The sequence below is a fragment of the Oceanibium sediminis genome, from assembly GCF_003265325.1.
GTDB classification, from domain to species: domain Bacteria; phylum Pseudomonadota; class Alphaproteobacteria; order Rhodobacterales; family Rhodobacteraceae; genus Halovulum; species Halovulum sediminis.
This window is the reverse complement of record NZ_QGNX01000004.1, coordinates 311,671-337,784: the sequence shown is the minus strand read 5'-3', so window position 1 is coordinate 337,784 and position 26,114 is coordinate 311,671. Positions and strand designations below refer to the sequence as shown.

Here is a 26,114-nt window from a genome sequence, read left to right as displayed (position 1 = left end):
GCGCTCACCGGGTCCGCGACGGGCCCGGCCCCCTCTCCCTCCGAAAGAAGAAGGACGTTCCCCTATGGATGCCTCAGTGCATATCGCCCGCATAGACGCATGGGCCTTTCGCAGCCCGGTCGAGTCGCCGGTCGCCACGTCATTCGGCCTGATGTACGACCGGCCCGCCGTATTCGTTCGGATCGAGGACCGGGACGGCGCCTTCGGCTGGGGGGAGATATGGGCGAACTGGCCCGCGGCAGGGGCGGAGCACCGGGTGAATCTGCTGGAAAAAGACCTCGCGCCCCTGATCCTGGGGCGCAAGGTCAGTGAGCCGGGCGTTCTTTTCCACCCGCTCGAACGGGACTCCCATATCCGCGCCGTGCAATGCGGCGAGCAGGGCCCGTTCCGCCAGGTGATTGCCGGTGTCGACATGGCGCTGTGGGACCTGTTCGCGCGCCGGGCGGGCAAGCCCCTGCGGCACTTCATAAACGACAACGCGCCGGACCGGGTGCCGACCTATGCCAGCGGTATCCAGGTCAGCGCGGCGGCCAGGATGGTTCCGGCGGCGCGCGCCGCGGGCTATCGCATGTTCAAGCTCAAGGTCGGCTTTGACCGCGCGGCGGATATCGCCGCGTTGCGCGCCGTCCACGGGGCGCTGGACGCTGGTGAGAAGCTTGCCGCCGACGCCAACCAGGCCTGGGATTTCGGTGCCGCGGCGGCGTTCCTGTCGGACCTGGGCGAGATACCCCTGGAGTGGCTGGAAGAGCCGATCCCGGTCTTTTCCGCCCCGTCGACCTGGGCCGAGCTTGCCGCGCTCAGCCGGGTGACGCTGGCGGGGGGCGAAAACCTCGCCGGCACGCAGGAGTTTTCCGACGCCATCGCGGCAGGCTCGCTGCGGGTTATCCAGCCGGATGTGGCGAAATGGGGCGGCATCACGGGCTGTCTTGAGGTCGCGCAGGCCGCGATCGGGGCGGACCGGCGCTATTGCCCGCATTTTCTGGGCGGGGGCCTCGGGCTGACCGCCTCGGCCGAGCTTCTTGCTGCGGTCGGCGGGGACGGCGCGCTGGAGGTCGACGTGAACCCGAACCCGCTGCGCACCGCATTCTATGGCGACGCGGAGCCGGTGGACGGCGGCATGTGGACCTGTTCGCAGGCGCCGGGCCTGGGCGTTGAGCGGATCCCCGAAGCGCTGCTTCCCTACGAGACCCTTCACCGCGAGATTCACTGACAGGCCGCCCGGCCCGTCCTGACCAAGCCCGACCGTTACCTGCGAGGAACCCCAATGCCCGTCTATGTTTTCGAGGATCACCAGCCGCAACTGCCCGAAAAGGATCGCCTCTGGATCGCACCGGATGCCTCGGTGATCGGCAATGTCACGCTCGGGGAAGATGTCGGCATCTGGTTCGGCGCCGTCCTGCGCGGGGATAACGAGCAGATCGCCATCGGCCCCCGCAGCAACGTCCAGGAGCATGTGATGATCCATACCGATCCGGGGTTTCCGGTGACGGTCGGCAGTGACGTGACCATCGGTCACCGGGCGATCGTTCACGGCTGCACCATCGGTGACGGCTCGCTGATCGGGATGGGCGCCATCGTCCTGAACGGTGCGCGGATCGGCAAGAACTGCCTGATCGGCGCAGGGGCGCTGATCACCGAGGGGGCCGAGATTCCCGACGGCAGCCTTGTCCTCGGCAGCCCCGGCAAGGTCGTCCGGCAGCTGGATGAAAAGGGCAGGGCGCGGCTGAAAACTCCGGCCGCGAACTACGTCAGGAAAGCCCGCCGCTTCGCGGAGACCATGCGCGAGGTGGGCGAAGCCTGACGGGACAGGACGGCCTTCGTCCGCGCGCGCCCGCGATTGCGCCATGGCCACCTTGCCCGCATTCTGGATCGTGACGCCGCGCAAGGGGGGCTTCGCTGACGGACGGGCATGGCAACGCTTACGGCCCCCGGTGGCGGGGCCGTCGCAACACACCGGGAAAAGGGAGAGCGCACATGAGCGACGATATTCTCTGGACGCCCTCGGAGGGGCGAATCGCGTCATCAGGGATCGTGCAGTTCGGCAATTTCCTGTGCCAGCGTATCGGCGGCTCTGTCGCGGGTGGTGACGACCTGGCGCGGCTGGCGCTGAGCGCCCCCGAGGCGTTCTGGAGCGCGCTCTGGGATCATGCGGGCGTGATCGGGGCCAAGGGGCAGGGGCCTTTCATCACCGAAGGCGACATGCTCGGCGCGCGCTTCTTTCCCGGGGCGGCGCTGAACTTTGCCGAGAACCTTCTGCGCCTTGGCGGGCCGCGCGACGCGGACGCGGCGGCGCTTGTGTTCCGGGGCGAGGATAAGGTGCAGCTGCGCTGGAGCTGGGGTGAGCTTGAAACCCATGTCTCGCGCTTGCAGCAGGCGCTTCAGGACGCCGGTGTCGGGCCGGGGGACCGTGTCGCGGGGCTTCTGCCCAATCGCCCCGAGGCGGTGGCGGCCATGCTCGCGGCGGTTTCGCTGGGCGCGGTGTGGTGCTCGGCCTCGCCCGACTTCGGGGCCCGCGCCGTGCTCGACAGGTTCGGGCAGATCGCGCCCAAGGTGCTGTTCGCGACGGATGGCTACTGGTACGCGGGCAAGCGCATCGACGTCTCGCAAAAGCTGGGGGCGATCGTGCAGCAGCTGCCCTCGCTCAGCCGGACGGTGGTGATCGACTACCTTGGCGACGCGGAGGAGGTGGCGGGCGGCCTGCACAACGGGATCACCTTCGCGGCTTTCGAGTCGGCAGTGCCCGCGCGCCCGCTGACCTTTCGGCGGATGCCGTTCGATCATCCGCTCTACATCCTGTTTTCATCCGGCACCACGGGCGCGCCGAAGTGCATCCTGCACCGGGCTGGCGGGGTGCTGTTGCAGCACCTGAAGGAACACGCTTTGCATACGGACGTGACGCCGCGCGACCGGCTGTTCTATTTCACCACGCTTGGATGGATGATGTGGAACTGGCTCGTCTCTGGGCTGGCGCAGGGCGCGACGGTGCTGCTTTACGACGGCTCGCCCTTCCATCCCGGCCCCGAGGTGTTGTTCGACTACGCCAGCGATGAGCGGATGACCCATTTCGGGACCTCCGCCAAGTATATCGACAGCCTTCGCAAGGCCGGTTTCCGCCCCGGGGCGCTCCACGACCTGACGCCGCTGCGCGCGATGCTGTCGACCGGCTCGCCGCTGGTGGGGGACAGCTACGATTACGTCTACGGGGCGATAAAGTCCGACCTGCACCTTGCCTCGATTTCGGGCGGCACGGATATCGTTTCCTGTTTCGTCGCAGGTGACCCGACCACGCCGGTTCGCCGAGGCGAGATCCAGCGCGCGGGCTTCGCGCTTGCGGTGGACGTCTGGACCGAGGGCGGCACCCCGGCGGCGGATGGCGAGAAGGGCGAACTGGTCTGCACCGCGCCGTTTCCGTCCATGCCGCTGGGCTTCTGGGGGGATGATGACGGGGCCCGCTACCGCGCCGCCTATTTCGAGCGTTTCTCCGGCATCTGGTGCCAGGGCGACTTCGCCGAGCGCCGCGCGGCGGGCGGTTTCGTGATCCACGGGCGATCCGACGCCACGCTCAACCCGGGCGGTATCAGGATCGGTACGGCCGAGATCTACGCCGAGGTCGAGAAGTTCCCTGAGGTGCGCGAGGCGGTGGTGATCGGCCAGGATACCGGCGACGACGTGCGCGTGATCCTTTTCGTGACGCTGAAAGACGGCGGAGAGCTGAGCGATGCGCTGGTCGCGCGGATCAAGGCGGCGATCCGCTCGGGCTCGTCACCGCGCCATGTTCCGGCCCTGGTGCTGGCGGTGGACGACATTCCGCGCACCAAGAGCGGCAAGGTCACCGAACTCGCGGTGCGCGACGTCGTGCATGGGCGGGCGGTGAAGAACACGGATTCCCTTGCCAACCCGCAGGCGCTGGAGTGTTTCCGCGACATCCCCGCGTTGCGCCAGCCATAGGACGATAAACGGCTCCGCGGGCCGATGCCTAGCGGGCGACCCCGGCGCCGATTTCGCCCGTTTCGCGCGGTCCGGCACATTGATTCTCGGCCCGCGCCGGGCGCCGCGTCCTTGGGTGGAATAAAATCAACCTCCTGATAAAAAACGATTAAAAATTGGTGACTTGTGAGGCTTTTTCGGCAATAATATTGCATACAATATCATATTTTAAGGCGTGGTAGATCATGGTGAAATGGTTGAAGACAGCGGCTTTCAACGCAGGAGAGTGTGGCACGACATGAAGATACTGCTGCTCAATCCGAACACGACCGAGGCCCTGACCGACCGCATGTCGGAAATCGCGCAGGACGTCGCGGGAAGCGATGCCCAGATCGTGCCCCTGACCGCCCCGCGCGGTTTTCCCTACATTGCGTCCCGCACGGAAGCGCAGATTGCCGGCGCCATCAGCTACGAGATGCTGGCCGAACACAGTCACGATGCGGACGCCGCGATCATCGCGGCCTTCGGCGACCCCGGGCTGATCGGCGCGCGGGAGTCCTTCGACATCCCGATCGTGGGAATGGCCGAGGCGGCGATCCTGCACGCGGCGATGCTGGGCGAGCGGTTTTCCATCGTCACCTTCTCTCCGGTCATGCGCCGCTGGTATGCGGATTGCAGCCGGGCGGTGGGGCTGGACGGGCGTTTCGCCGGGGTGCGCACCCCGGACGAGCATTTCCAGGATGTCGGGCGCGCGCATCTCGACCTGCGCAGCGAGATCGTCAAGCTCGCCTGCGATGCCGTGAAACACGACGGGGCGGATGTGATCATCCTGGGCGGCGCGCCGCTGGCCGGCTTGTCCCAGGACCTGCAAAAGGACATTCCCGCGCCGGTGGTCGACCCGATCGCGGCGGCGACGGTGCAGGCCATCTCGCTGGCGAAGCTGACCAGCCGCCAGGTTCTCGCCTCGCGGGCGAGCAAACCCATTCCCAAGTCTTCCACCGGGCTTTCGGCATGTCTGTCGGACGTGCTCGCACGGGGGCAGGCGCTTTAATCCGCTTTCCGGCCCAACGCCGGGAAAGCTCAATGAACGGAGGGCAGACGCCACGAGTAGCCGAACTAAAGTGCCGTCGGTGACGGCAGAACCTCAGGGAGCAATGGAAAGGAACCATAATGAATAAATTTCTGTCAACTTTGGCTGGTATCAGCCTGTGCATGCCGCTGATCGCGGGCGCTGTGTCTGCCCAGACGACCTTGCGCATCGCGGGCAACTTCCCCGAAGAGCATACCGCGACCGGCGCCATGAAAGTCTTCAAGGACGAGGTCGAGGCGCTGACCAACGGCGATATCGTCGTGCAGAACTTCCCGGCGATGCAGCTGGGCGGCGCGCAGCAGAACGTGGACCAGGTGCGCTCCGGCGCGATCTTCGCCGTGTTCACCTCCATCGCCTATTTCACCCGTTCCGTGCCTGAGCTGGAGGCGGTCAGCCTTCCCTTCATCTTCGACAGCCGCGAAAAGGCGTTCGAGGTGATGGACGGCCCGGTCGGCGAAACCATGGATAACGCGCTGCGCGAAGCTGGCTTCGAGAACCTCGGCTACATGGAACTCGGCTTCCGCCACGCCACGAACAACGTGCGTCCGCTGACGTCGCTGGAAGCGTTCGAGGGGCTCAAGTTCCGCCTTCAGCCGAACGAGGTGCACCTCGATACCTTCCGCGCGATCGGGTCGAACCCGCAGTCGCTGGACGTGTCCGAGCTGTACTCCGCACTGCAGCAGGGCGTGTTGGACGGGCAGGAAAACCCCTACAACATCATCTACACCCGCCGCTTCTTCGAGGTACAGGACTACCTGTCGGACACCGGCCACTTCTTTGACTTCATCAACGTGGTCGCCAATGCCGACGCCTTCAACAACCTGTCCGAAGAGCACCAGAACGCCGTGCGCACCGCGATGCGCAAGGCCGTCGAGTGGCAGCGCGCCGAGGCCGCCCGCCTCGACCTGGAGTTCCGCGAGAAGCTGATCGCCGAAGGCATGCAGTTCGATCCCCTGCCGGACGAAGAGCGTGCCCGCTTGCGTGAAGCCACGTCGGGGATCGCCGCCCAGCTGAAAGAGCGCATCGATCCCGCGGTCATCGACCTGGTGCTGTCGGAGATCGCGAAGTGAGCCCACTTCATTCCAACACAACGGGAAAGCCGGTTTTGACCGGCTTTCCCGCCCTCGCGCGGCGGGGGGTGGATATCATCGACAAGGTGTCGATGTGGGTCATCGTGGGCAGCATGGGCGGCATGGCCGCCCTGGTCGCCGCCCAGGTTTTCCAGCGCTATATCATGGACTCCTCGATCGACGCCGCGGACGAGCTTTCCCGGCTGTTCTTCGTCTGGTCCATGTTCCTCGCACTGCCCCATGGCATCCGCAGCGGTGTGCATGTGGGAATCGACATTTTCCTTCGGATGATGCCCAGGATGGGACAGGATATCGCGCAGCGCATTTCCGCTCTGGCCGGCATGATCCTGATGATCGCGGTCTTCGTGACCGCCCTCGGCGCGACCTCGGACAAGTGGAACGAGCTGATGCCGACGCTGCCCGTGACGGCCGCGCTGTATTACATCCCGGTGCTGATCTGTGCCTGTCATTCGGTTCTGCATCTTGCCCTTCTGCTGGTCTGCGGACCGCGGATCTGGGAAGCGGACGCAACCCTTGAAGAGGGAAATCCATGAGCCTTGTCGCGCTAAGTGTCTTTGCAATCTTCGCGATCATCGGAACCCCGCTGGCCTTTGCCATCGGCCTCGGCGCGCTGGCGGCGCTGGTCTATTCCGGGTTCGACCTGGTCGTCGTGCCGCAGCGCATGATGTTTGCGGTCAACTCCTTCCCGCTGATGGCGATCCCGCTGTTCATGCTGGCGGGTGAACTGATGGTGAAAGCCGGCATCGTGGACCGGCTGATCGGCTTCGCGAACTCGCTTGTCGGGCGGGTCCACGGCGGGGTGGCGCATGTCACCATCCTTGCGGGCATGGTCTTCGCCTCGGTCAGCGGTGCGGCGGTCGCCTCGGCCAGTGCGCTCGGCTCGACGCTGGTTCCGGCGCTGCGCAAATCCTATCCCGACGGGTTTTCCAGCGCGGTGATCGCCTCTGCGGCGAACCTCGGGCCGGTCATTCCGCCCTCCAACGCGATGATCGTCTATGCGCTGATGGCGGGATCGTCCGTTTCGGTCGGGGGGATGTTCATGGCCGGGATCGTGCCGGGCATCCTGCTGACGCTCAGCTTCATGGCGCTGGCCAGCTTCATCGCCTATCGCCGTGGCTACGAGCTGAGCGGCACGCCGTTTTCCTTTCGCAACGCGCTGATCGAAACGCGCCGCGCCGGGCTGATCCTGATGATGCCGGTGATCGTCGTCGGCGGTATCGTCGGCGGGGCCTTCACCGCGACCGAGGGCGCGGCGATCGCCGTGGTCTACGCGGTGGTCATCGGCCTGTTCGTCACCCGCAGGCTCAAGATCTCGGACCTGCCGGGCTGCCTGTTCCGCGCGGCGGTGATGGCGGCCATGGTGGGTGCGCTGATCGCCTTCGCGGCGCTCGTGACCTTCGTCTTCACGCTTGACCTGGTGCCGATGCGCCTGTCGAACCTGATCACCGGCTTCACCGAGGATCCGGTCGTGTTCATCACGCTGGTGATGATCATGCTGCTTTTCGTGGGCATGCTGATCGAGTCGAACGCCGCCTACATCATGCTGGTGCCGCTGTTCGCGCCGCTTGCCATCCAGTACGGCATCGACCCGCTCTTCTTCGGGTTCCTGTTCATGTACAACCTGGTGGTCGGCATGATGACGCCGCCCGTGGGTGTGCTGCTGTTCGTGATGAGCGGGATCACACGGGTGCCGATGAGCGTGATGACGCGTGAATCCCTGCCGTTTGTCGCCGTTCAGTTCGGCATGCTGGGGCTGTGTATCGCCTTCCCGCAACTGGTGCTGTGGCTGCCGGACTTCTTTGGCTTCTGATTGGGTACTGACTGAAATGACCAACACACCGATCCTGATCGACGGCGCGACGATCCTTACGTCGGATCCGAAGCGCCCGGTCATCCAGCGCGGATGGATTGAAATCCGCGACAACCGGATTGCCGCAATCCACGACCAGCCCCCCGCCTTTGACACCAGCGACATGCGTGTCATCCCGGGCGAGGGGCGGGTCGTCACCCCCGGCTTCGTCAACGTGCACACCCATGCGATCCTCAGCATGGTGCGCGGTGTGGCCGAGGACATGGGATTTGCGCCGGCCTACACGATGGGCGTCCCCCACGGCCACGACGTGACCGAGGAGGAGGCCGTCGCCCTGGCGCAACTCGGCGCGTTGGAGGCGCTCTGCTTCGGCTCGACCCTCATCAACGACAGCTTCACCCACCAGGACCTGGCGATCGAGGCGTCGGCGCAAACCGGCATCCGGGCCTGGGGCTGCGGGCGCATCCACGACGTGGACTTCACCCGCGTGCACCTTGGCGAGTGGGAGTACCACACCAGGATCGGCGAATGGACCATGGGCCTGGCGAGTGACCTGGTCGACCGGTTCCATGACACCAAGACCTTGCGCACGGGCGTCGTTCTTGCCCCCCATGCGCCGGACACTTGTTCGCCGGACCTGCTGCGAAAGGTGCGCGAGTACCGAGACGAGAAGGGGCTGCGCATCAACACCCACGTGTCCCAAAGCAAGGTCGAGGTGGATTTCATCCGCCAGCGCGACGGCATGACGCCGCCCGAACTGCTGGAGGACCTGGGCCTTCTGGACGACAAGCTGATCGCGGCCCACTGCATCCACGTCACCGACAGCGACATCCAGCGCATGGGTGCGGCGAAGGCGAACATCGCCCATATCGCCAAGGGCAACCAGACCCACGGCTGCCTGGCCCCCACCACGAAGCTGCGTGACGCGGGCATGCGCCTGGCGCTGTCCACGGACAACATGCATGCCGACATGGTCGAGCTGATGCGTTGGGCGCTGTGCTCGGGGCGGCTTCAGCAGCACGGGATCACCGACGACTGGCAGCCCTCCACCGTGTTCGAGGCGGCGACCATCGGCGGCGCGCGCGCCCTCGGCCTGGAAGACGAGCTTGGCTCGATCGAGGTCGGCAAGCGCGCCGATGTCGTGGTCTTCGACTTCCGCCGGCCCCACCTGGTGCCCTGGACCGACGTGCTGGGCAACCTGGTGCACACGGCCCACGGGCGTGACGTGGAAACGGTGATCGTCGACGGCGAAATCGTGGTCGAGGCCGGTGAGCCTGTGAAGGTGGACCGTATGGCCGTGATCGAAGCCGCCGAGAAGGCCGCCAAGTCCCTGTGGGAACGCGCCCGCGCGGAAGCCGCGGCGCAGCCCGCCGGGGCCTGACGCGGCGCGCCTGTCGGGGCTGGCAAGTGGTCCGGGTTTCCCGCATAAACGCGCAAAGTCAATCCGGGACGGTTTCGGTTCCGCAGCAGGACGGGATCTGAGCCATGGCCCGACGGCGCTCTCTCCACGACGAACTGGTCACCTCGATCCGGGAGATGATCATCGACGGCGAGCTTCTGCCCGGCGACCGCGTGGCCGAGGGGGAGCTGTGCGAGGAATTCCAGGTCTCCCGCACACCGCTGCGCGAGGCGTTCAAGGTCCTCGCCTCCGAAGGGCTGGTGGAGCTGATCCCTAACCGGGGCTGCTTCATCTCGGCCATCCGGGTGGAGGACGTGGCCGAGGTCTTCGAGGTGCTGTCGCATCTCGAAGAGCTGATCGGGCGGCTGGTGGTCGAACGCGCCACCGACCGGCAGATCCAGGACATCGTGCAGCTGCACGAGACGATGCGCGCCTGCCACGACGCCGGGGATCGCACCCGCTACTTCAAGACGAACCTCGCGATCCACATCGCGCTGGTCCGGCTGACCGGGAACGACGTTCTGGCGACCTTCTGTGAATTGCAGATGCGCAAGATCATGCGGGCCCGGGCCTTCGCCAACGCGGATACGCTGCGGTTGAACGAATCCATGCAGGAGCATGAGGCGTTCATGCAGGCGCTACTCGCGCGTGACGCCGCCACTTTCGGCAGGCTCCTGCGCGAGCATAACGAGCGCACCGCCGTGTCGGTCATCGAGCAGGTAACCAACTTTCAGGACCCTGCGTGACACCCGCGTGATGGCGGCGGAACCTGCCGCCATCCACCGTGGGGAAGGGGGCGTTGCGCTGATCTGACCGGCCGCCCGCCGCGCGATTATCTTTCCTTCATTTACTCTCGCCGCACGGCGCATCCGGGCCGCCCAGGTACCGCTCGCCCGCGGTTCCGTGCGCGCCGGAAGGGCCTTTTTCTTACGCAAAAACGCCCGTCGCCCCTTTGTATCATGGGGCAAAGCGGGGGTGCCTCTATGCTAGATATAATATTGTATTAAATATTACCGTTTGTTAGGATCGAGCCAACAACAAAGGCCATGCTGATTCTGTGGCCGTAAAAAAACAGGGAGGGCACCGCCAATGCGCTTTAGCGCAGACATGGCCGTTGCAGTCGCGGCATTCGCGGTCGGGACCGGGATACTACTGCTTTTGCCGGTTCAGATATCCGGCGCCCGGCTGGCCGATGTATCGAACATGGACTCGCCGGCATTCTTTCCGATCCTCAGCGGCGTCTTCCTTATCCTGTGCGGCGCAACGCTTGCGGTTCAGAGCCACCTGCGCGGCGCGCCCGAGGATACGGGCCCGTTCTTCCTCGGCCGGGACGGCATCGTGCGGTTGCTGTCCATAGCGGCCCTTCTGGTCGTCTATGTCATCGCGATCAGGACCATCGGGATGGTGATTTCCTCCATGGCCCTGATCCTCGTGATGGCGCCGCTTCTGAACTACCGGAACGTGCGCCTCATTCTGCTTTCCGCGCTTTTCTTCCCGGTCTGCGTCTACCTTCTGTTTGAGAAGGTGCTGCGGATCCTGCTGCCTCACGGATGGATTTTCTGACCATGCTGGACCTGCTTGCCCAGGGCCTTGCCCTTATCATGACCCCCGAAAGCATCGGCGCGGCCGTCCTCGGGCTGGGGGCCGGCATTGTTGTCGGCGCGCTGCCGGGACTGACGGCGACCATGGCGGTCGCGGTGCTCGCCCCGTTCACCTTCTTCCTGGATACGACAATCGGGATTCCCTTCCTGCTGGGCATCTACAAGGGGGCCATCTACGGCGGCTCCATCCCGGCGATCGTGATCAACACGCCGGGCACCGCCGCTGCCGCGGCCACGGCGCTGGACGGGCACGCGCTGGCCCGAAAAGGCCAGGGCAGGCGCGCGTTGGAGATGAGCCTCTACGCCTCGGTCATCGCGGACATGCTGGCCACGCTGGTGCTGATCTTCGTGGCCGCGCCGCTGGCGACGGTGGCGCTGAAGTTCAGCTCTCCCGAATTCACGATGCTGTTCCTCTTCTCGCTGACCATGGTGTCGGCGGTCAGCGGCAACAGCCTGACCAAGGGTCTGATCAGTACCGCGCTCGGGATCGGGCTGGCGATCATCGGGCTGGAGCCGATGACCGGCCAGATGCGCTATACCTTCGGAATGCCCGACCTGATGGGCGGCATTTCCCTCATTCCGCTGCTGATCGGCATGTTCGCGTTGAGCGAGATCCTGCTTCAGGCCGAAAGCGGCGCTCCGGCCATCGACGCGGTCGGGCAGCAGAAGAACGAGCCCCGCGCAACCTGGCAGGACGTAAAAGGCTCCATGAGGACGATCTTCCGCTCCTCCGGGGTTGGCGTGACGCTCGGGGCGCTGCCGGGGCTGGGCGCAGAGATTTCCTGCTGGATTTCCTACGGCCTGGCCAAGCGGCGCTCCAAGAAGCCCGAGGAATTCGGCAAGGGCTCGATCGAGGGCGTCGCCGCGGCTGAAGCCGGCAACAACGCCGTCTGCCCCGCCGCCCTGATCCCGATGCTGGTGTTCGGCATCCCCGGCGATACCATCACCGCCGTGCTGCTGGGCGCCTTCATGGCGCAGGGCCTGCTGCCGGGGCCGCTTCTGTTCGAGAAGTCGGGCGACGTCGTCTACGGGTTGTTCGTGCTGCTGATGCTGACCAACGTCCTGCTGCTGATCTTCGGCTTCTTCGCCATTCGCCACCTGCGAAAGATCACGCTGGTTCCCTCGGGCCTGCTTTACCCGCTGGTCACCGTGCTGTGCTTTGCCGGGGCGTTCGCCGTGAACTCCAGCTTCTTCGACCTCGTGATCATGGTTGGCGGCGGTTTCGTCGGCTACCTGATGCGCAAGACAGATGTTCCGATCCCGCCGCTGGTGATCGCCATGCTGCTGGCGCCCGGACTGGAAAGCGCCCTGCGTCAGTCGCTGGTGTTTTCCGACAACAGCCTCTCGATCTTCGTCACACGACCGATCAGCGGGGCCATCGTGGTTCTCCTCGTGACTGTCCTGTCGTGGATGGCCTTCCAGGCCTTCCGCAAGCGGACAAGGGCGAGAACAGCAGAAGAATAACCACAACAAGGAGGTACTGACATGCGTACAATCATGGGACTGGCGGTGGGGGCGATCCTCGGATCGCTCGGCGCGACGGCCACACTGGCCCAGGAGTTTCCGGAAAAGCCGATCCGCTTCGTGACACCCTATCCGCCGGGCGGCTCGCACTCGCTGCATGCCGGCATCATCACCACGGTGGCCGAGGCCTATTTCGGCCAGCCGATGATCTCGGTCATCCGGGCCGGGGGTGGCGGCGTCGTCGCGGCGGCTGAAATGGCCCAGGGCGAGGCGGACGGCTACACCGTCCTGTTCGGGGATCCGACCATCAACTCCCTGCGCCCGCAGGTCGAGGATCTTCCTTACGAGATCGATGACTTCGTGCCGGTGGCGCGGATCAACTACTCGCCCGCGGTGTTCGTTGCGGCGGCGGATGCGCCCTTTGACGACCTGGACGGCATGATCGCCTATGCCAAGGAAAACCCCGACAAGCTGGTCTATAGCTCTGACAACAAGAACGGCTTCACCTATGTCGCCTTCGAGATGCTCAAGCTGAAGACCGGCACGCAGATGAAGGGGATCGAGTTCGGCGGCGGCGGACCCGCCATCGCCCAGGTGCTGGGGGGCAACACCATGGCCTATGCCGGTGCGCCCAGCGTGGTCGGCGATCACATCGAGGCGGGGACGCTGAAGGCGATCTGCGCCACGGACCTCGAGCGTTGGGAAAAACTGCCCGACGTGCCGACGTGCCAGGAAGAGGGCGTGGACATCGTCTGGCACTTCTGGCGTGGTGTGCTGGCCAAGGCCGGAACCCCCGAGGATCGCATCCAGATGATGAGTGACGCCTTTGGCGACCTGGTCCAGGATGAGGGTTTCCTGCGCCTGATAAACACGATCAACTCGCGCGTCGGCTATCTTGACGCCGACGCCTTCGGCGAGCTTCTGGCCCGTGAGCAGAAGGACCTGAAGGAACTCTACGACGCCATCGGCGGCTGAGTTTCCCCAGCAAGACGTGCCGCGGCGGGGTATCCCTGCCGCGGCGCAATTCTCGACCATCCGACGACCCCAGGAACATGACCATGCCAAGCACGACCCTGATCGGCTGCCAGCTACTACCCGGTGACCGCCCCGAGGGGCAGGACGGGCCTTTCGACGTGGTCCTGCGCGACGCGCAGATCGCCGATGTGCGCCCGACGGGCCTGACGCCGCCGGAGGGCAGAGGGATCGATGCCCGGGATACCCTTGTCACCGCGGGGCTGGTCAACGGTCATCACCATTCGCACGAGCATTTCTACAAGGGGCGCTATGACAACCTGCCCCTGGAACTCTGGATGAACTACGTGCGCCCGGTCACGCCGCTGCCGCTCACCGCGCGCGATGTCTACCTGCGCACGCTGATCGGCGCGATCGAGGCGGTGCGCACCGGCACCACGACCCTGGTTGACGATCTGAACGTCAGCCCGGTCCTGACGCCCGAACATGTCGAGGCGGCGGTCAGTGCGTATGAGGATATTGGCCTGCGCGCCCTTGTCGGCGTCTCGATGTTCGACCGCCCCTTCTTCCGCGCCGTCCCCTTCGTCGAGGAGGAGTTCCCCCCCGAACTGCTGGAGCGGCTTTCCCAGACCAAGTCCACCCCCCCGGACGAGGTTGTCGCCTACGTCCGCGGCCTGCTCAAAAGCCGCCATCCCTCGACCGACCGGGTGTCCTACCTGGTGTCGCCTTCGGCGCCGCAGCGCTGTTCCGACGAATTCTTGGTCAACGCGCGCGCCCTGGCGGACGAGTTCGACCTGCCGGTGAACATTCACGTGCACGAAACGCGGCTGCAAGCCGTCACCGCGCAGCGGATGTATGGCAAGACGATGTTCCAGCACCTGGCCTCGCTCGGGTTCCTGAAGCCCAAGACCAGCCTGATCCACGCGGTATGGCTGACGCCCGAGGATATCGACACCATCGCGCAAAGCGGCGCGAGCGTGCAGCACAACCCGACCAGCAACCTCAAGCTCGGCTCCGGCATCGCGCCGATCCGCCCCTTGCTGGACGCGGGCGTGAACGTCAGCCTCGGCACCGATGGATGCGGCTCGACCGAGACGCTGAACATGATGCGCACCGTCAACATGGCCGCGCTGGTGAACAAGGTTGCCGACCAGGAGCCCGAGCAATGGGTCGGCGCGAAAGAGGCGTGGCACGCGGGCACCGTCGGCGGCGCCACGGCGCTGGGGCGGGGGGATGACCTTGGCCGCGTGGCGCCCGGCTATACCGCCGATCTGACGGTGTTCCGGCTCGACAGCATTCCCTTCGTGCCCGCCAACAACCTGCTGCACCAGCTTGTCTTCGCCGCCGACAGCGCCGCCCTTGACCGGGTCTTCGTCGCCGGTGAGGAAATTCTTGCCGGCGGACACTTGTGCAAGATCAACGAGGCGGCGCTGATTTCCGAGATCCGGGAGCGCCACGCGGAAATCGAACCGATGCTGAAGCAGGCCGAGCAGGAAACGGATCGCTTCAAGGACGCCTACCGCCGGATCTATGCCAGGTGCGAAGCCTGCGCGATCCCCCCCGAAACCATCCCGGCCCGGCTTTCGGGCGGAGCCCGTTGATTGACCGAACCTGAGGAAATCCGAATGTCCGAATTTGACCTAGTCATCCGAAACGGAACCATCGTGACCGCGTCCGACCGCTATGTCGCCGACATCGGCGTGCGCGACGGCAAGATCGCGCAGATCTCCCAAGGGATCGACGGCGGGGTCGAGGTGATCGACGCCACCGGCCTGATGGTGATGCCCGGCGGGATCGACAGCCACGTGCATTTCGCGCAGCCCACGTCGGACGGCACCATCATGTCGGACGATTTCGAAACCGGCACCCGTTCGGCCGCGGCGGGAGGCAACACCACGGTGCTGCCGTTCGCCTTGCAGGAAAAGGGCAAGTCGCTGCGCGAATGCGTGAAGGAATATCACGCCAAGGCCGAAGGCAACTGCTTCATCGACGTGTCCTTCCACATGATCATCTCCGACCCCACGCCGCAGGTGCTGGGCCAGGAACTGCCCGCGCTGGTGAAGGACGGCTACACGTCCTTCAAGGTCTTCATGACCTACGACGACCTGATGCTGACCGACAGCGAGTTGCTGGAGGTGTTCGACGTCGCCCGCCGCGAGGGCGCGCTGGTCATGGTGCACGCCGAAGGCCACGACGCGATCAAGCACATGACCGCCCGCCTTGAGCAGGAGGGCAAGACCGCCCCCTACTACCACGGCGTTGCCCATTCCGAGATCGCCGAGCGCGAGGCGACCCACCGCGCGATCAGCCACGCCCAGCTGTGCGAGATCCCGATCATGATCGTCCACGTCTCGGGCGAGGATCCGATGGAGCAGATCCAGTGGGCGCGCCGGCGCGGGCTGAAGGTACTGGCGGAAACCTGCCCCCAGTACATCCAACTGACCATGGACGACCTGAAGGGACTGAACATGGATTTCGAGGGGGCGAAATACGTCTGCTCGCCGCCGCCGCGCGACACCGCCAGCCAGGAAGCAATCTGGCGCGGCATCAAGGACGGCACCTTCGACGTGTTCAGCTCGGACCACTCGCCGTTCCGCTACCAGGGGCGCAACAATACGGGCAAGGACAACCCCAGCGCCCGCACCTCTTTCCGCTGGGTGCCGAACGGCATTCCCGGCGTGGAAACGCGGCTGCCGATCCTGTTCTCCGAAGGGGTCAGCAAGGGGCGCATCACGCCCGAGCGGTTCGTTGCCCTGACGGCGACGAACCCGGCGCGGATCTACGGGCTGTACCCGAAGAAGGGCTCCATCGTGATCGGGGCGGACGCGGATATCGTGCTCTGGGATCCCGAGGTGGAAAAGACCATCACCCAGGATGCGCTGCACCACGGCTCGGACTACACGCCCTACGAGGGGCTGGAGGTGAAGGGCTGGCCCGTGCGCACGATCTGCCGCGGGCGCACCGTGGTGCAGGACAACAAGATCGTCGGTGCTAAAGGGGACGGGGAATACTGCACGCGGGGGCGGTCTGAGTTCGTCTAAGCGTCCTTGCGGGGCGGCGCCGCGTCCGGCGCCGCCTCTGCCGCCTTGATTGCCTGGGTCTTGACCAGGATGCGGCAGGTTTCCTCGCCCGAACTGATCAGGTGCTGACGCCAGATCCTGTGCACGTCATCCGCCTTTCTCTGGCGCAGGGCGTCCATCATGTCCTCGTGATCCTGCATGGCGGCGATGCGATGCTGGTTCGACGCAAGGGCAAGAAAACGCACACGCTCGGCGCGGCGGGCCAGTTGCGAGCGGATTTCCCCGAGGATTTCATTGCCGGAGTATTCCACCAGCAGGTTGTGGATCTTCCGGTTCAGCGCGAAATAGGCCTTCGTGTCGTTGTTGGCGGAATGCTCCTTCATCTCGCCGTGCAGCGCCTCCAGCTTTTCCAGCTCGGCCGGCGTGATGCGGTTGGTGGTCAGCTCCGCCGCCAGCGCCTCGATTCCGGCGATGACATCGAACAGCTTCATCGTATCCTCCACGGTGATGGGGGACACGCGGGCGCTCTTGTTTGGGACCAGCTGCACCAGCTTTTCACCGGCCAGTACCTTCAGCCCCTCCCGGATCGGGGTCAGCGAGACGTCCAGCGTTTCGGCCAGCTTGACCACGTTGACCTTGTCCCCCGGCGCCAGCGCGCCGGAGACGATCATCTGGCGAAGGTGGGTGACGACGTAATCGTGCAGGGATTGCCGATTGATGGGCTTGCGCCCGCGCTTGGCGCCCCGGGATGCCGCAGTGGGGCGCGTCTGCAATGCCATGGGCCTTCTCCTGTGCTGGTCAGCCTTCGCCTTGACGGCAAGATATCGAACCTTGGCTGCGAATGTGTAGTCAATGATCGGCCATCAAAGGCCGAACAACGACCCCCAACGCGCCAGACCGGCCGTGTCCTGTCCCGCCGCGCGCAACCCGCCCCATACGGCGGCGGCGGTGGAATCGAGGATCGGAATTCCGGTTTCCTGCTCCAGTTCCCGCGCGATGGCGGCGCCTTGCATGTTCGTGCACATGATCGCGATCGCGCCCGGCTTGCTTTCGGCAACCTCATACACAAGGCGGCGGACGGTGTCATGCGTCGTATTGGAAAACGCGAAATTGTCGGTTTCGCCCAGGTGGCGTTCGGCGACGCATTCATAGCCCGCATCCCGGTAGTTGGACACGATAAGTTCCTGCACGTCATCGACGTAGGGCGTCACCAGCCCGAAGGTATCGACATCGAGCCGTTCCAGCGCCTCGTTGATCGCCAGCACCGAGGAGGATGCGGCGATCCCCGTGCGATCCTCGATCTTCGCGCACATGTCGCGATCCTTGTCGAAGCCGAGCCAGCTTGCCGAAGTGCCGCTCCAGACGATGGAGTTCACGTAGGCATCCGCCAGCAGGTCGGCCGCCATCAACTGCGGCTCAAGGCGGAACTGGTCGTTGGCCTCCTCGCGGAGCGAGATTTCCTTGACCCGGAACCGCGAGAAATGCGCGCTGGCATAAGGTACGTCCGCGATGATCGCGCTGGTCAAAGGCTCCAGCACGGTGTTGGAAGAGGGCGTCAGCACGCCTATCAAAGTCCTGTTTCTCTGGTCCATGTGGTCTCAGTTCCCCGGCTGCTGGCCGCCTCACGTTGTTGCAAATCTAATAATGAATACAATAGTGAAAAAATTTAGCTCAATCAACATCCTATGAGCGCAGTCTGAACATATCGGCAAGGGGTGTCTGGCCATGGTCCAGCGTGCGCGGTGCCGTGTCCGGCGGAAGGTCACCTGATGTGTCAGGAAAGGTCCGTAACTAATTGATACGGAGTTACAATTACGGTCGGCAGTACCGCTCTGCACGTGGGCAGGTCCGGCGCCTGTTCGGCGGTTTCCCGCGCTTCGGCGCGCCGGCGTCCCCGTGCCGGCCCCATCCCTGGGAAGCACCCGCGAAGGATCAGCTTTCCGACGCGTCGCCTTTCGCCGTCGCGCCATGGCGGATCGGGAAGCTCGTCCGCTTCAGGATCGTGCCGCTCTCGTCGACGATGAAGCGGCAGGCGCGGTCGCGGAAGTGGAAGGTCAGCCGCCAGCGGCCGTCGTCCTCTCCCACGCCCTTTTCCGATCGCGAGGTGATGTTCTCGGCGCGCATGTTCTTGCGGACCTCCACCTCGCTCAGGCCGAAAGCCTCGGCCAGGATGGTGGCGGGAACCACGAAGTCCTCTCCGTCGCGCTCGATTGTCGTCATCGGTTTTCCTTCCGGTCGGCGTGGGCGCGCTCAGGCCGCGCGGGCAGGGCTGAGGGCGATATCGGCAAGCGTGGTCCGGTCGAGGTCCGCGAGAAACGCGTTCTCGGCGGACTTCAGGCGTGCTTTCAGGCGGCACTGCGGCTCGATCGTGCAGGTCCCGCTTTCGCTGCCGAAACATTCGACCATGGCCTGTCCCTCTTCCAGCAGGCGGATGACAGCGCCGAGGCGGATTTCCTCGGCCGGGCGCGCCAGCACCGCGCCGCCGCCGCCGCCGCGCCGGGTTTCGATCAGCCCTGCACGGGACAGGCGCTGCATGATCTTGGCCAGGTGGTTGCGCGACAGACCGAATTCCTCGGCCAGGTCGGCGCTGGAATGCGCGTCATCGGGCTGGCTGGCCATGCGCATCAGCATGCGCAGCCCGTAGTCCGTGAAAGAGGTAAGACGCATGGTGCCAGCCCTCGGCCTGGATTGGTATCTGCAATGCCTATTAGCAGGCGCGCGGGAAATTGCAAAGGCGCCATCGCCGCAGGGGATCGCGCGCCGATCCGTCAGCAGGGCTGGGGTTCGGCGACCAGTTTCAGTTCCATGAACTCCTCGATGCCGAAAACGCCGCCCTCGCGCCCGATGCCAGAGCGTTTGACCCCGCCAAAGGGGCTGCCCGGCGCGATATCCGCGCCATTGACCAGCACCATGCCCGCATCCAGGCCCGCGATCATCCGCTCGGCCCGATCCCGAGCCGCCGTGTAGACATAGGCGGCCAGCCCGTAGTCGCTGTCATTGGCGATGCTGAGAGCGTCGTCCTCATCCTCGAAGGGGATCATCACGACGACGGGGCCGAAGATTTCCTGCACCGCGACCGGCATGTCGTTGGTGACATCCGCAAGGATCGTCGGCGCGACGAAACAGCCCTTTTCGAAGCCCTGCGGCACGTCCAGCCCGCCCGCGACGATGCGCGCGCCGCACTTTATCCCGCTTTCGATCATCGCGCGCACATGGGCGTACTGGCGCGCGTTCGCCACCGGGCCGATATGGGGGCCGGGCTGGTCAGGCCAGCCCAGGGACCATGTTTCGGCCACCTTGCGGGCCGCTGCGATGGCTTGTTCGTAGGCCGCGCGCTCGACAAGGATGCGCGTCGGCGCGTTGCAGTTCTGGCCGGAGTTATTGAATGCTTTCTTCAGGATAGCCGTCATGGCGGCTTCAAGATCCGCGTCGGAAAAGACCAGGCAGGCGGACTTGCCGCCCAGTTCCAGCGCCACGCGCTTGAAGCCCGGCGCGGCGGCGCGGGCGATCGCCTCGCCCGCCGCCGTGGACCCGGTGAAGGAGATCATCGCGACATCCGGGTGCGCGCAGAGCGGCGCACCAGCCCCCGCACCGTCCCCGTGGATTATGTTGAACATGCCGCGCGGTAGGTCCGCCGCCGCCATGACCTCGGCGAAGATGCTGGCGCTCATCGGGGTCATCTCGCTGGGTTTCAGCACCATGGGGCAGCCCGCGGCAAGGGCCGCGCCGACCTTCAGGATGATCTGGTGCAACGGCCAGTTCCAGGGCGCGATCAGCGCGGCGACGCCGACGGGCTGGCGCAGGATGCGTTGGCCGGTGTCCAGCCGCTCGTTCAGCTGCACGTGGTCCGCTGCCGCGATGAAGGCGTCGATCTTGCCCAGCACGGCCGCCGCCTGGCCATTGCGGGCCAGGTCCTTCGGTGCGCCGAGTTCCTGCGTGATCGCCGCGGCGATATCGTCGATCCGTGCTTGGTAGGCATCGCGCAGGCGCAACAGCATCGCCTTGCGCTCGGCCATCGTGGTGGCCGCGCATGTCCGCAGCGCACGCTTGGCGGCCGCGACGGCCAAATCGACGTCAGCGGCCGTGGCAAGGGCGACGCGGGTCACGACCGCTCCCGTGGCGGGGTTGATCACGTCCTGCGTGGTCCGGTCGGAGGCGTCGACCCACGCGCCGTCGATGTAGAAACGCCGGGTGTCGGGCAGGGTCATGCGCGTTCTCCCGTCTCCGTCGTCTCAAGGGTCAGCGAGACGGGTGCGAGGCGCGGCGTTTTCAGCATCACCTCGACCGGCCCCGGCTTCCCGGTGGAGCGCAGCCAGAACCCCGTATGCCCCCCCTTGAGCGAGACCTGGTCCGGTCCCAGCAACGTGGCGGCCCCGGTGACGGAGATGTTCACCGGCAGATCCACGAAGGGCGTCACGTTGCCCACCTGGTCCAGCGCGCGCAGGATCACGCGCATTTCCTGGCAGTCGCAGCCGAAGCTGTCCGCGTCCGGGGCGGCCTGCAGGGTGCTCAATACCGGTTTCGCGCTGAAGCGGCGGGTGGCGACACACTCGTCCCCCAGGAAGCCCTGGAATTCGACATCGGGCCAGGACATGCCCCAGCGCCCGAGGATGTTTTCGTCGATCTGGTCGATGCGCAGGATCGCGGGCGGATGGGGCAGGTGGGGGAAGCGCGCGCGGTCCGGCAGGATGTCCACATGCTGCCCGTTCGGCAGCACCATGCGGACCCGGTCGCAGTTGGTCAGGATCATCAACGGGAAGACGCCGCCGATGTTGCGCTCACCGCGTGCCCAGTGGGTGACAGGCTCCATCACCAGCTTGCGCGCCGGGTCCAGCTGGCTGGTATAGGCGTGGGCGGCGAACTTCGGCTCGCGGAACATCGACATGACGCCGTGATGGCACACCCGGTCGCCCGAGCCGAAATCAGCGTGGGTGTTGTAGTCGAACATGCACCACCCGATGCAGCCCGCGATGGCCGGGTCCGCATGGGCCGCGTCCAGCACCTCCAGATGCCGGGTCACATGCTCCATCTGGCGCAGCTCGTTGTCGATCACCTTGGTGGGGAACATGTGGCCGTTGTACTCGGTGATCAGGTAGGGCACGCCGTGGGACAGGCCCGTCACCTCGTCCCGCTCGCGCAGGCCGCGCCGGACTTCGTTGGTGTTGGGGCGCTCGAACTCGCCCAGCACGAAATCGTTGAAGGTGTAGACATCCTCCAGCAGGGAGGAGTGCATGTGCTTGCGGATGCCGCCCGTCTGCCGGGTCGTGTCCAGCTCATGCGCCAGCGCGTTGGTGCGGGCATAGAAGGGGTCTTCGTCGACCGATTCATTGATCCGGACACCCCACATGATGATCGAGGGGTGGTTCCAGTCCCGCTCGATCATCCGGCGCACGTTTCGCACCGCCTCGTCCTTCCAGGCTTCGCCGCCGATGTGCTGCCAGCCGGGGATCTCCTCCAGCACCAGCAGGCCGATCCGGTCGCAGTGCTCGAGGAACCATGTCGACTGCGGGTAGTGCGAGGTGCGCACGATGTTGCAGCCCAGATCGTCCTTCACCATTTCCGCGTCGCGCTGCTGGGCTTCGCGCCCGGCGGCGTAGCCGACATACGGAAAGGACTGGTGGCGGTTCAGGCCGACCAGCTTGATCACCTCGCCATTCAGCTTGAAGCCTTCAGTGGTGAACCGCGCCTCGCGGAAGCCGAACTGCGTGGTGCGGCTGTCCGAGAAGCCTTCGCCGGTGATCGTGACGGTTGCCGTGTAGAGCACAGGTGAGTCGAGTGACCAGAGGCTCGCGCCCTCGATCCCCTCGATGCGCAGCTCTGCCCCGTCCGCGCCAAGCGGGCCGCTGGCTTCGCCGATGATCGCACCCGCGCTGTCGCGCAGGGTCAGGCGGCAGTTCCCGGCGACGGGAAGTGCCTGCGGGTTGTCAAGGAAGGTGCGCACACGCACGGATTTGCGCTCGGCCACCGGATCGGGGGTTTCGATCTTGGTGTTGAGGATGGTGATCGCATCGCCACGCTCCACCCAGACCTCGCGGTAGATCCCGGCATAGGTCAGGTAGTCGATCTGCCCGCCAAAGGGGGGGATGTCCGGGTTCTCGCTGCCGTCCACGACCACGGTGACCAGGTTTTCGCCCTTGACCAGATGCCCGCTCAGGCGGATGCGGAACGGGGTGTAGCCATCGGCGTGCTGCCCCAGCAGCGTGCCGTTCAGGTAGACGCGGGTGTTCGCCATCGCACCGTCAAAGCGCAGCCAGACTTCCTGGCCGTCAAAGGCGTCCTCCCAGGGGATCGTGGCCTGGTAGGTGAACATGCGCTGGTAGTCCGCCTCGTCGAAGTAGTCGAAGGGCAGGTCCACGGCGTTATGGGGCAGGGCGACGGTCTCGCCCGGCTGGGGCTGCCGGGTCCAGGCCTCCTCGAAGCCTTCGCGGAAGGTCCAGTTGTCACAGAACAGGTCTGAGTGCGGCATGGGAGTACTCCATCCATGGGTGAATCTGTCGGTCATAGGGCAGCCCCCCTGCTGAAAAGGGGGCTAGATCGTGCTGGCGCGGACCGTGACTGTGGGCTGGATCTGGACGTGCTTCGCGGTCTTGCGCCCGGCGAGGCGTTCCATCAGCAGGTCGACGGCGGCCTCTCCGATCACGCCGGCGTCGAGGCGGATCGTGGTCAGCTTGGGGCGCAGGACGCTGGCTACGGCGCTGTCGTTGAAGCCAACGACGGAAATGTCGTCGGGGATCTTCAGCCCCCGCGCCTCCAGCGCCTGGTAGACTTCCACGGCGGTCTGGTCCTTGTGGATGATCAGCGCATCGGGGAAGGGCTTTCCGCTGGTCTCGAACCGCTCGAACAGCCGGTCCACGGCGGTGCCGCCGGTGGCGTCTGGGTCGCCGTCGTAGAACACGTTGTCCGGGTCATAGCCGCCGGCCTGCTGCATCACGCTGCGATACCCGTCGAGGCGGCCGTCGGCCTCCGCGGCCAGGCCCACCAGCGCGGGGCGTTTGATCCCGCGCGCAAGCAGCCATTCGCACAGCATGGCCGAGGCGGAGGCGACGTCCACGTAGGCCACGTCCAGCAGCGTTGGCGGCTTCGCGGGATGCGCCAGCACGACCGGAATGCCAAGGTTGTTGATCGCCTCCACCATGTCGGGCTCAAGCTGGCCGATCGACAGCACGCCGGAATGACGCGCCGTGTGCAGCGAGGCAGCGTCCATATCCTTTTCCAGGATCCGCACGATGTTGATGCCATAGGCTTCGCAGCGCGCCTCGATCCCCTTGCGCAGACCGATGTAGAAGGGGCGGGAAAGCTCTTCCTGGCTGGTCAGGAAGTGGACCAGCACAAGCGACACCAGTTCCTCGGGCTTGCGCAGGGACACCGGGTCCGGCCCGCTGCGGCTGCGCCGGGCGCGGGGGGTGACGTATTGCAGCTTCTCGGCCGTCTCGATCACCAGCGTGCGCTTTTCGTCCGTGATCGACAGCGTCGGATCGCGGTTCAGCACGCGCGAGATCGTGGACTCGGCGACGCCGGTCATCTTGGATATCTGTTTCAGTGTCGCCATTGCGTGTCAGCCCGATCCTGATGTGTGCGCCCGAAGGCTCGGCCCGTGCTCATGTGTGCGGCTCGATCCGGGGGGGCAGTTCGCCCACCTCGACCATGCGGGCGATCAGCCGCTCGGCCAGGGAGGTGCGGATATCCTTGTGAGAGTCCGAGGAAACGAGGTTTTCCAGCTCCCACGGGTCGCTTTCCAGGTCGTAGAGATGCGTTTCGCGGTACATGTCGCTGCCCGCGTGATCGAAGGGATCGCGGTGCGCGGCGGACACGCAGTATTTCCACTGGCCGTGACGCAGCGCGCGCCCGACCTGGCTTTCGCTGATCTGGATGAAAATGTCGTCGCTGCCCTCCATCGGTTGCAGCAGCGAATGGCCCTGCATGGACTGGGGTACCTCGATCCCGGCGGCGTCCAGCAGCGTGGGCGGCAGATCGGCCAGCGAGCAGTTGCGCGTCAGCGGCATGCCGGAATTGAACCCGGGGCCGTGGAACAGGGTGGGCACGCGGATCGACGCCTCGTGGCACGAACGCTTGTACTCGTTGTTGCGCGTCTTGAAGTGGCAGCCGTGGTCCGAGGTGAACAGGATGATCGTGTTGTCCAGCTGGTCGAGCGAGATCAGCGCGTCAACGACCCGCCCCAATGCTTCGTCCAGGCGCGCGACCATGCCCATGTAGCCATGGTAGTGGTCCTTCGTCGTGCCGCCAAGCGTGTCGAGGTCCGGCGGGTAGGACACCGCCCGCGCGGCCAGCCGCTCTTCGTAGCCCACCGGGGCGGGGTAGTTGTCATGCTGGTTCTGGTGGTGCGGCTCAAGGAACGACAGGAACAGGAAGAACGGGTCGTCGCGCGGTTCCGCCATGTAGCGGATCGCCGCGTCCGCCAGCGCGTCGACGCGGTAGCCGGGCAGATCGTGGGGGTGGCCGTCCCCGTCGAACAGCCGCGTCTTGTAGGGCCAGGAGGTGAACTCCAGGATGTTGGACGCCAGCCAGTACTTGTACCCGCCCTGCTGGGGCTTGGTCACAGGCTCACCCTCGGCCAGGTGCCACTTGCCGATATAGGCAGTGTCATAACCGTGGTTGCTGAAGTGATGCGCCAGCGTCTGCTCGCCCTCGGGCAGGGGGATGTCGTTGCGGTAACACCCCGTGGCCGTCGGGTAGCGCCCGGTCTGGAAGATCGAGCGTGCAGGCCCGCAGACCGGCTGCGCGGTGAAGGAGTTCGGGACGAAACAGCCCGCCTTGGCCAGCCGGTCGAAGTTCGGCGTGACATCCAGCGCGTTGCCGTGCACGCCGACGGTGTCCCATCGCTGCTGGTCGGTGAAGAATACGAGTACGTTCGGCTTGCTCGACATTATCGGTTCCTTGTTATCTTTTATTTCATACCCGACAGCATGGCGCTTTGGACAAAGTGCCGTTGTGCGACGAGGTAGAGCAGGAAACACGGCAGGAACAGAAGCATCCCGCCCACGGCCGTCAGGTTCCACTGCGTGAAGAATTCCTGGTTGAAAAGCGTCAGCCCGGTGGTGATCGGGCGCATGTTCTCAGAAGACACGACGACCAGCGGCCAGATGAACTCGTTGAACTGGAAGACGAAGGTCAGCAGCGCCACGGTCGCGATCGCCGGCCCGATCTGGGGCAGCACGATATCGAAGAAGATGCGCGGCTCGCTGGCGCCGTCCAGGCGCGCGGCGGCGATCAGGTCATCGGGGATCGGCAGGATGAACTGGCGCATCAGGAAGATGCCGAAAGCGCTCATCGCGAAGGGAAGGATCAGCCCGGTGTAGGTGTTCAGCAGCCCGAACTTGGCCGTCATGATGTAAAGCGGGATCAGGCGCACGAAGAAGGGGATCATCAGCGTCGACAAAAGCGCGACGAACATGAACCGCTTGCCCGGAAACTCCATCTTCGCGAACACGTAGCCGATCAGCGGGTCGAACAGCACGTGCAGGAACGCGATGGTGCCCGCCACGATGAAGGAGTTCAGGATGAACCGCGCGAAGGGCGCCTTTTCCCAGATCGTGACGTAGTTGGTGAACTGCAATTCCTCGGGGATCACCACGACCTGGCCGGAGAACATCTCCGCGTCGCTCTGAAGCGACAGGGACACCATGTAGAGGAACGGCAGCATCGCCAGCAGCACGAACACGATCATCACGGGGTAGATCCAGAACCGCGACGCCGCGGAATAGGTATGTTTATGGGCCATG

Annotated in this window: 23 protein-coding genes; 14 read left to right on the top strand and 9 right to left on the bottom strand. The window is 65.3% G+C overall.

Features of this window, described 5'->3' with window-relative positions:
- Positions 1–64 precede the first annotated feature (64 nt).
- The 14 genes from DJ029_RS12750 to hydA all read left to right on the top strand — a co-directional run bounded on the left by DJ029_RS12750 (position 65) and on the right by hydA (position 16,395).
- Complete coding sequence (locus tag DJ029_RS12750) at positions 65–1,210, top strand: mandelate racemase/muconate lactonizing enzyme family protein (protein WP_112322848.1); 1,146 nt, start codon at positions 65–67, stop codon at positions 1,208–1,210.
- A gap of 54 nt (positions 1,211–1,264) precedes the next feature.
- A complete protein-coding gene (locus tag DJ029_RS12745; RefSeq protein ID WP_112322847.1) occupies positions 1,265–1,801 on the top strand; it encodes a gamma carbonic anhydrase family protein in 537 nt (178 codons plus the stop codon).
- Positions 1,802–1,974: 173 nt separating this feature from the next.
- Entirely contained in the window at positions 1,975–3,948 is a 1,974-nt protein-coding gene (locus tag DJ029_RS12740) for an acetoacetate--CoA ligase (RefSeq protein WP_112322846.1), read from the top strand.
- A 277-nt stretch (positions 3,949–4,225) separates the two neighbouring features.
- Entirely contained in the window at positions 4,226–4,978 is a 753-nt protein-coding gene (locus tag DJ029_RS12735; protein WP_112322845.1) for an aspartate/glutamate racemase family protein, read from the top strand.
- A gap of 119 nt (positions 4,979–5,097) precedes the next feature.
- Positions 5,098–6,087 carry a TRAP transporter substrate-binding protein gene (locus DJ029_RS12730; protein WP_112322844.1) on the top strand — a complete coding sequence of 330 codons (990 nt, stop codon included), beginning with the start codon at positions 5,098–5,100 and terminating at the stop codon, positions 6,085–6,087.
- Positions 6,084–6,641 carry a TRAP transporter small permease gene (locus tag DJ029_RS12725; protein ID WP_157966365.1) on the top strand — a complete coding sequence of 186 codons (558 nt, stop codon included), beginning with the start codon at positions 6,084–6,086 and terminating at the stop codon, positions 6,639–6,641. Before DJ029_RS12730 ends, DJ029_RS12725 begins: the two co-directional genes overlap by 4 nt.
- Positions 6,638–7,918, top strand: a complete 1,281-nt coding sequence (locus DJ029_RS12720; protein ID WP_112322842.1) for a TRAP transporter large permease — start codon at positions 6,638–6,640, stop codon at positions 7,916–7,918. Before DJ029_RS12725 ends, DJ029_RS12720 begins: the two co-directional genes overlap by 4 nt.
- 16 nt (positions 7,919–7,934) lie before the next feature.
- Complete coding sequence (locus DJ029_RS12715; protein ID WP_112322841.1) at positions 7,935–9,299, top strand: amidohydrolase family protein; 1,365 nt, start codon at positions 7,935–7,937, stop codon at positions 9,297–9,299.
- Positions 9,300–9,403: 104 nt separating this feature from the next.
- Positions 9,404–10,063: a GntR family transcriptional regulator gene (locus tag DJ029_RS12710; protein WP_112322840.1), complete on the top strand. Its 660-nt coding sequence runs from the start codon at positions 9,404–9,406 to the stop codon at positions 10,061–10,063.
- Between the two features lie 343 nt (positions 10,064–10,406).
- Positions 10,407–10,880, top strand: coding sequence for a tripartite tricarboxylate transporter TctB family protein (locus DJ029_RS12705; RefSeq protein WP_112322839.1), 474 nt, complete (start codon positions 10,407–10,409; stop codon positions 10,878–10,880).
- Between the two features lie 2 nt (positions 10,881–10,882).
- On the top strand, positions 10,883–12,382 hold the full coding sequence (locus DJ029_RS12700; protein WP_157966364.1) for a tripartite tricarboxylate transporter permease: 1,500 nt from the start codon (positions 10,883–10,885) through the stop codon (positions 12,380–12,382).
- Between the two features lie 21 nt (positions 12,383–12,403).
- The gene (locus tag DJ029_RS12695; protein WP_112322837.1) at positions 12,404–13,357 is read left to right on the top strand and encodes a Bug family tripartite tricarboxylate transporter substrate binding protein; all 954 of its coding nucleotides are present in this window, start codon (positions 12,404–12,406) and stop codon (positions 13,355–13,357) included.
- Between the two features lie 83 nt (positions 13,358–13,440).
- Positions 13,441–14,955 (top strand): amidohydrolase family protein, encoded by a 1,515-nt coding sequence (locus tag DJ029_RS12690; RefSeq protein WP_157966363.1) that lies wholly within the window; start codon positions 13,441–13,443, stop codon positions 14,953–14,955.
- Positions 14,956–14,979: 24 nt separating this feature from the next.
- Complete coding sequence (gene hydA / locus DJ029_RS12685; RefSeq protein WP_112322835.1) at positions 14,980–16,395, top strand: dihydropyrimidinase; 1,416 nt, start codon at positions 14,980–14,982, stop codon at positions 16,393–16,395.
- On the opposite strand, the gene DJ029_RS12680 is transcribed toward hydA, so the two are convergent.
- The 9 genes from DJ029_RS12680 to DJ029_RS12640 form a co-directional block, all read right to left on the bottom strand.
- On the bottom strand, positions 16,392–17,153 hold the full coding sequence (locus tag DJ029_RS12680; protein ID WP_112322834.1) for a GntR family transcriptional regulator: 762 nt from the start codon (positions 17,151–17,153) through the stop codon (positions 16,392–16,394). The genes hydA and DJ029_RS12680 overlap by 4 nt on opposite strands.
- An 84-nt stretch (positions 17,154–17,237) precedes the next feature.
- Positions 17,238–17,936: a maleate cis-trans isomerase family protein gene (locus DJ029_RS12675; RefSeq protein ID WP_232823066.1), complete on the bottom strand. Its 699-nt coding sequence runs from the start codon at positions 17,934–17,936 to the stop codon at positions 17,238–17,240.
- Positions 17,937–18,306: 370 nt separating this feature from the next.
- Positions 18,307–18,594, bottom strand: coding sequence for a DUF6522 family protein (locus DJ029_RS12670; protein ID WP_112322832.1), 288 nt, complete (start codon positions 18,592–18,594; stop codon positions 18,307–18,309).
- A 30-nt stretch (positions 18,595–18,624) separates the two neighbouring features.
- Positions 18,625–19,041, bottom strand: a complete 417-nt coding sequence (locus DJ029_RS12665) for an RrF2 family transcriptional regulator (RefSeq protein ID WP_112322831.1) — start codon at positions 19,039–19,041, stop codon at positions 18,625–18,627.
- 101 nt (positions 19,042–19,142) lie between these two features.
- Complete coding sequence (locus DJ029_RS12660; RefSeq protein ID WP_198671144.1) at positions 19,143–20,582, bottom strand: aldehyde dehydrogenase family protein; 1,440 nt, start codon at positions 20,580–20,582, stop codon at positions 19,143–19,145.
- Positions 20,579–22,840 (bottom strand): glycoside hydrolase family 2 protein, encoded by a 2,262-nt coding sequence (locus DJ029_RS12655; protein WP_112322830.1) that lies wholly within the window; start codon positions 22,838–22,840, stop codon positions 20,579–20,581. Before DJ029_RS12655 ends, DJ029_RS12660 begins: the two co-directional genes overlap by 4 nt.
- A gap of 63 nt (positions 22,841–22,903) precedes the next feature.
- Positions 22,904–23,923: a LacI family DNA-binding transcriptional regulator gene (locus tag DJ029_RS12650; RefSeq protein WP_112322829.1), complete on the bottom strand. Its 1,020-nt coding sequence runs from the start codon at positions 23,921–23,923 to the stop codon at positions 22,904–22,906.
- A gap of 49 nt (positions 23,924–23,972) precedes the next feature.
- Positions 23,973–25,259, bottom strand: coding sequence for a sulfatase family protein (locus tag DJ029_RS12645; protein WP_112322828.1), 1,287 nt, complete (start codon positions 25,257–25,259; stop codon positions 23,973–23,975).
- 20 nt (positions 25,260–25,279) lie between these two features.
- A complete protein-coding gene (locus tag DJ029_RS12640) occupies positions 25,280–26,113 on the bottom strand; it encodes a carbohydrate ABC transporter permease (protein WP_112322827.1) in 834 nt (277 codons plus the stop codon).
- Position 26,114: the final 1 nt, after the last annotated feature.

Excerpts from the sequence above, each read along its gene's own strand:
- DJ029_RS12735 (WP_112322845.1), top strand. The coding sequence starts at position 4,226 with ATGAAGATACTGCTGCTCAATCCGAACACGACCGAGGCCCTGACCGAC.
- DJ029_RS12730 (WP_112322844.1), top strand. The coding sequence starts at position 5,098 with ATGAATAAATTTCTGTCAACTTTGGCTGGTATCAGCCTGTGCATGCCG.
- hydA (WP_112322835.1), top strand. The coding sequence starts at position 14,980 with ATGTCCGAATTTGACCTAGTCATCCGAAACGGAACCATCGTGACCGCG.
- DJ029_RS12670 (WP_112322832.1), bottom strand. The coding sequence starts at position 18,594 with ATGACGACAATCGAGCGCGACGGAGAGGACTTCGTGGTTCCCGCCACC.
- DJ029_RS12715 (WP_112322841.1), top strand. The coding sequence starts at position 7,935 with ATGACCAACACACCGATCCTGATCGACGGCGCGACGATCCTTACGTCG.
- DJ029_RS12710 (WP_112322840.1), top strand. The coding sequence starts at position 9,404 with ATGGCCCGACGGCGCTCTCTCCACGACGAACTGGTCACCTCGATCCGG.
- DJ029_RS12680 (WP_112322834.1), bottom strand. The coding sequence starts at position 17,153 with ATGGCATTGCAGACGCGCCCCACTGCGGCATCCCGGGGCGCCAAGCGC.
- DJ029_RS12700 (WP_157966364.1), top strand. The coding sequence starts at position 10,883 with ATGCTGGACCTGCTTGCCCAGGGCCTTGCCCTTATCATGACCCCCGAA.
- DJ029_RS12640 (WP_112322827.1), bottom strand. The coding sequence starts at position 26,113 with ATGGCCCATAAACATACCTATTCCGCGGCGTCGCGGTTCTGGATCTAC.
- DJ029_RS12690 (WP_157966363.1), top strand. The coding sequence starts at position 13,441 with ATGCCAAGCACGACCCTGATCGGCTGCCAGCTACTACCCGGTGACCGC.
- DJ029_RS12745 (WP_112322847.1), top strand. The coding sequence starts at position 1,265 with ATGCCCGTCTATGTTTTCGAGGATCACCAGCCGCAACTGCCCGAAAAG.
- DJ029_RS12695 (WP_112322837.1), top strand. The coding sequence starts at position 12,404 with ATGCGTACAATCATGGGACTGGCGGTGGGGGCGATCCTCGGATCGCTC.
- DJ029_RS12655 (WP_112322830.1), bottom strand. The coding sequence starts at position 22,840 with ATGCCGCACTCAGACCTGTTCTGTGACAACTGGACCTTCCGCGAAGGC.
- DJ029_RS12650 (WP_112322829.1), bottom strand. The coding sequence starts at position 23,923 with ATGGCGACACTGAAACAGATATCCAAGATGACCGGCGTCGCCGAGTCC.
- DJ029_RS12720 (WP_112322842.1), top strand. The coding sequence starts at position 6,638 with ATGAGCCTTGTCGCGCTAAGTGTCTTTGCAATCTTCGCGATCATCGGA.
- DJ029_RS12645 (WP_112322828.1), bottom strand. The coding sequence starts at position 25,259 with ATGTCGAGCAAGCCGAACGTACTCGTATTCTTCACCGACCAGCAGCGA.
- DJ029_RS12740 (WP_112322846.1), top strand. The coding sequence starts at position 1,975 with ATGAGCGACGATATTCTCTGGACGCCCTCGGAGGGGCGAATCGCGTCA.
- DJ029_RS12705 (WP_112322839.1), top strand. The coding sequence starts at position 10,407 with ATGCGCTTTAGCGCAGACATGGCCGTTGCAGTCGCGGCATTCGCGGTC.
- DJ029_RS12750 (WP_112322848.1), top strand. The coding sequence starts at position 65 with ATGGATGCCTCAGTGCATATCGCCCGCATAGACGCATGGGCCTTTCGC.
- DJ029_RS12665 (WP_112322831.1), bottom strand. The coding sequence starts at position 19,041 with ATGCGTCTTACCTCTTTCACGGACTACGGGCTGCGCATGCTGATGCGC.
- DJ029_RS12660 (WP_198671144.1), bottom strand. The coding sequence starts at position 20,582 with ATGACCCTGCCCGACACCCGGCGTTTCTACATCGACGGCGCGTGGGTC.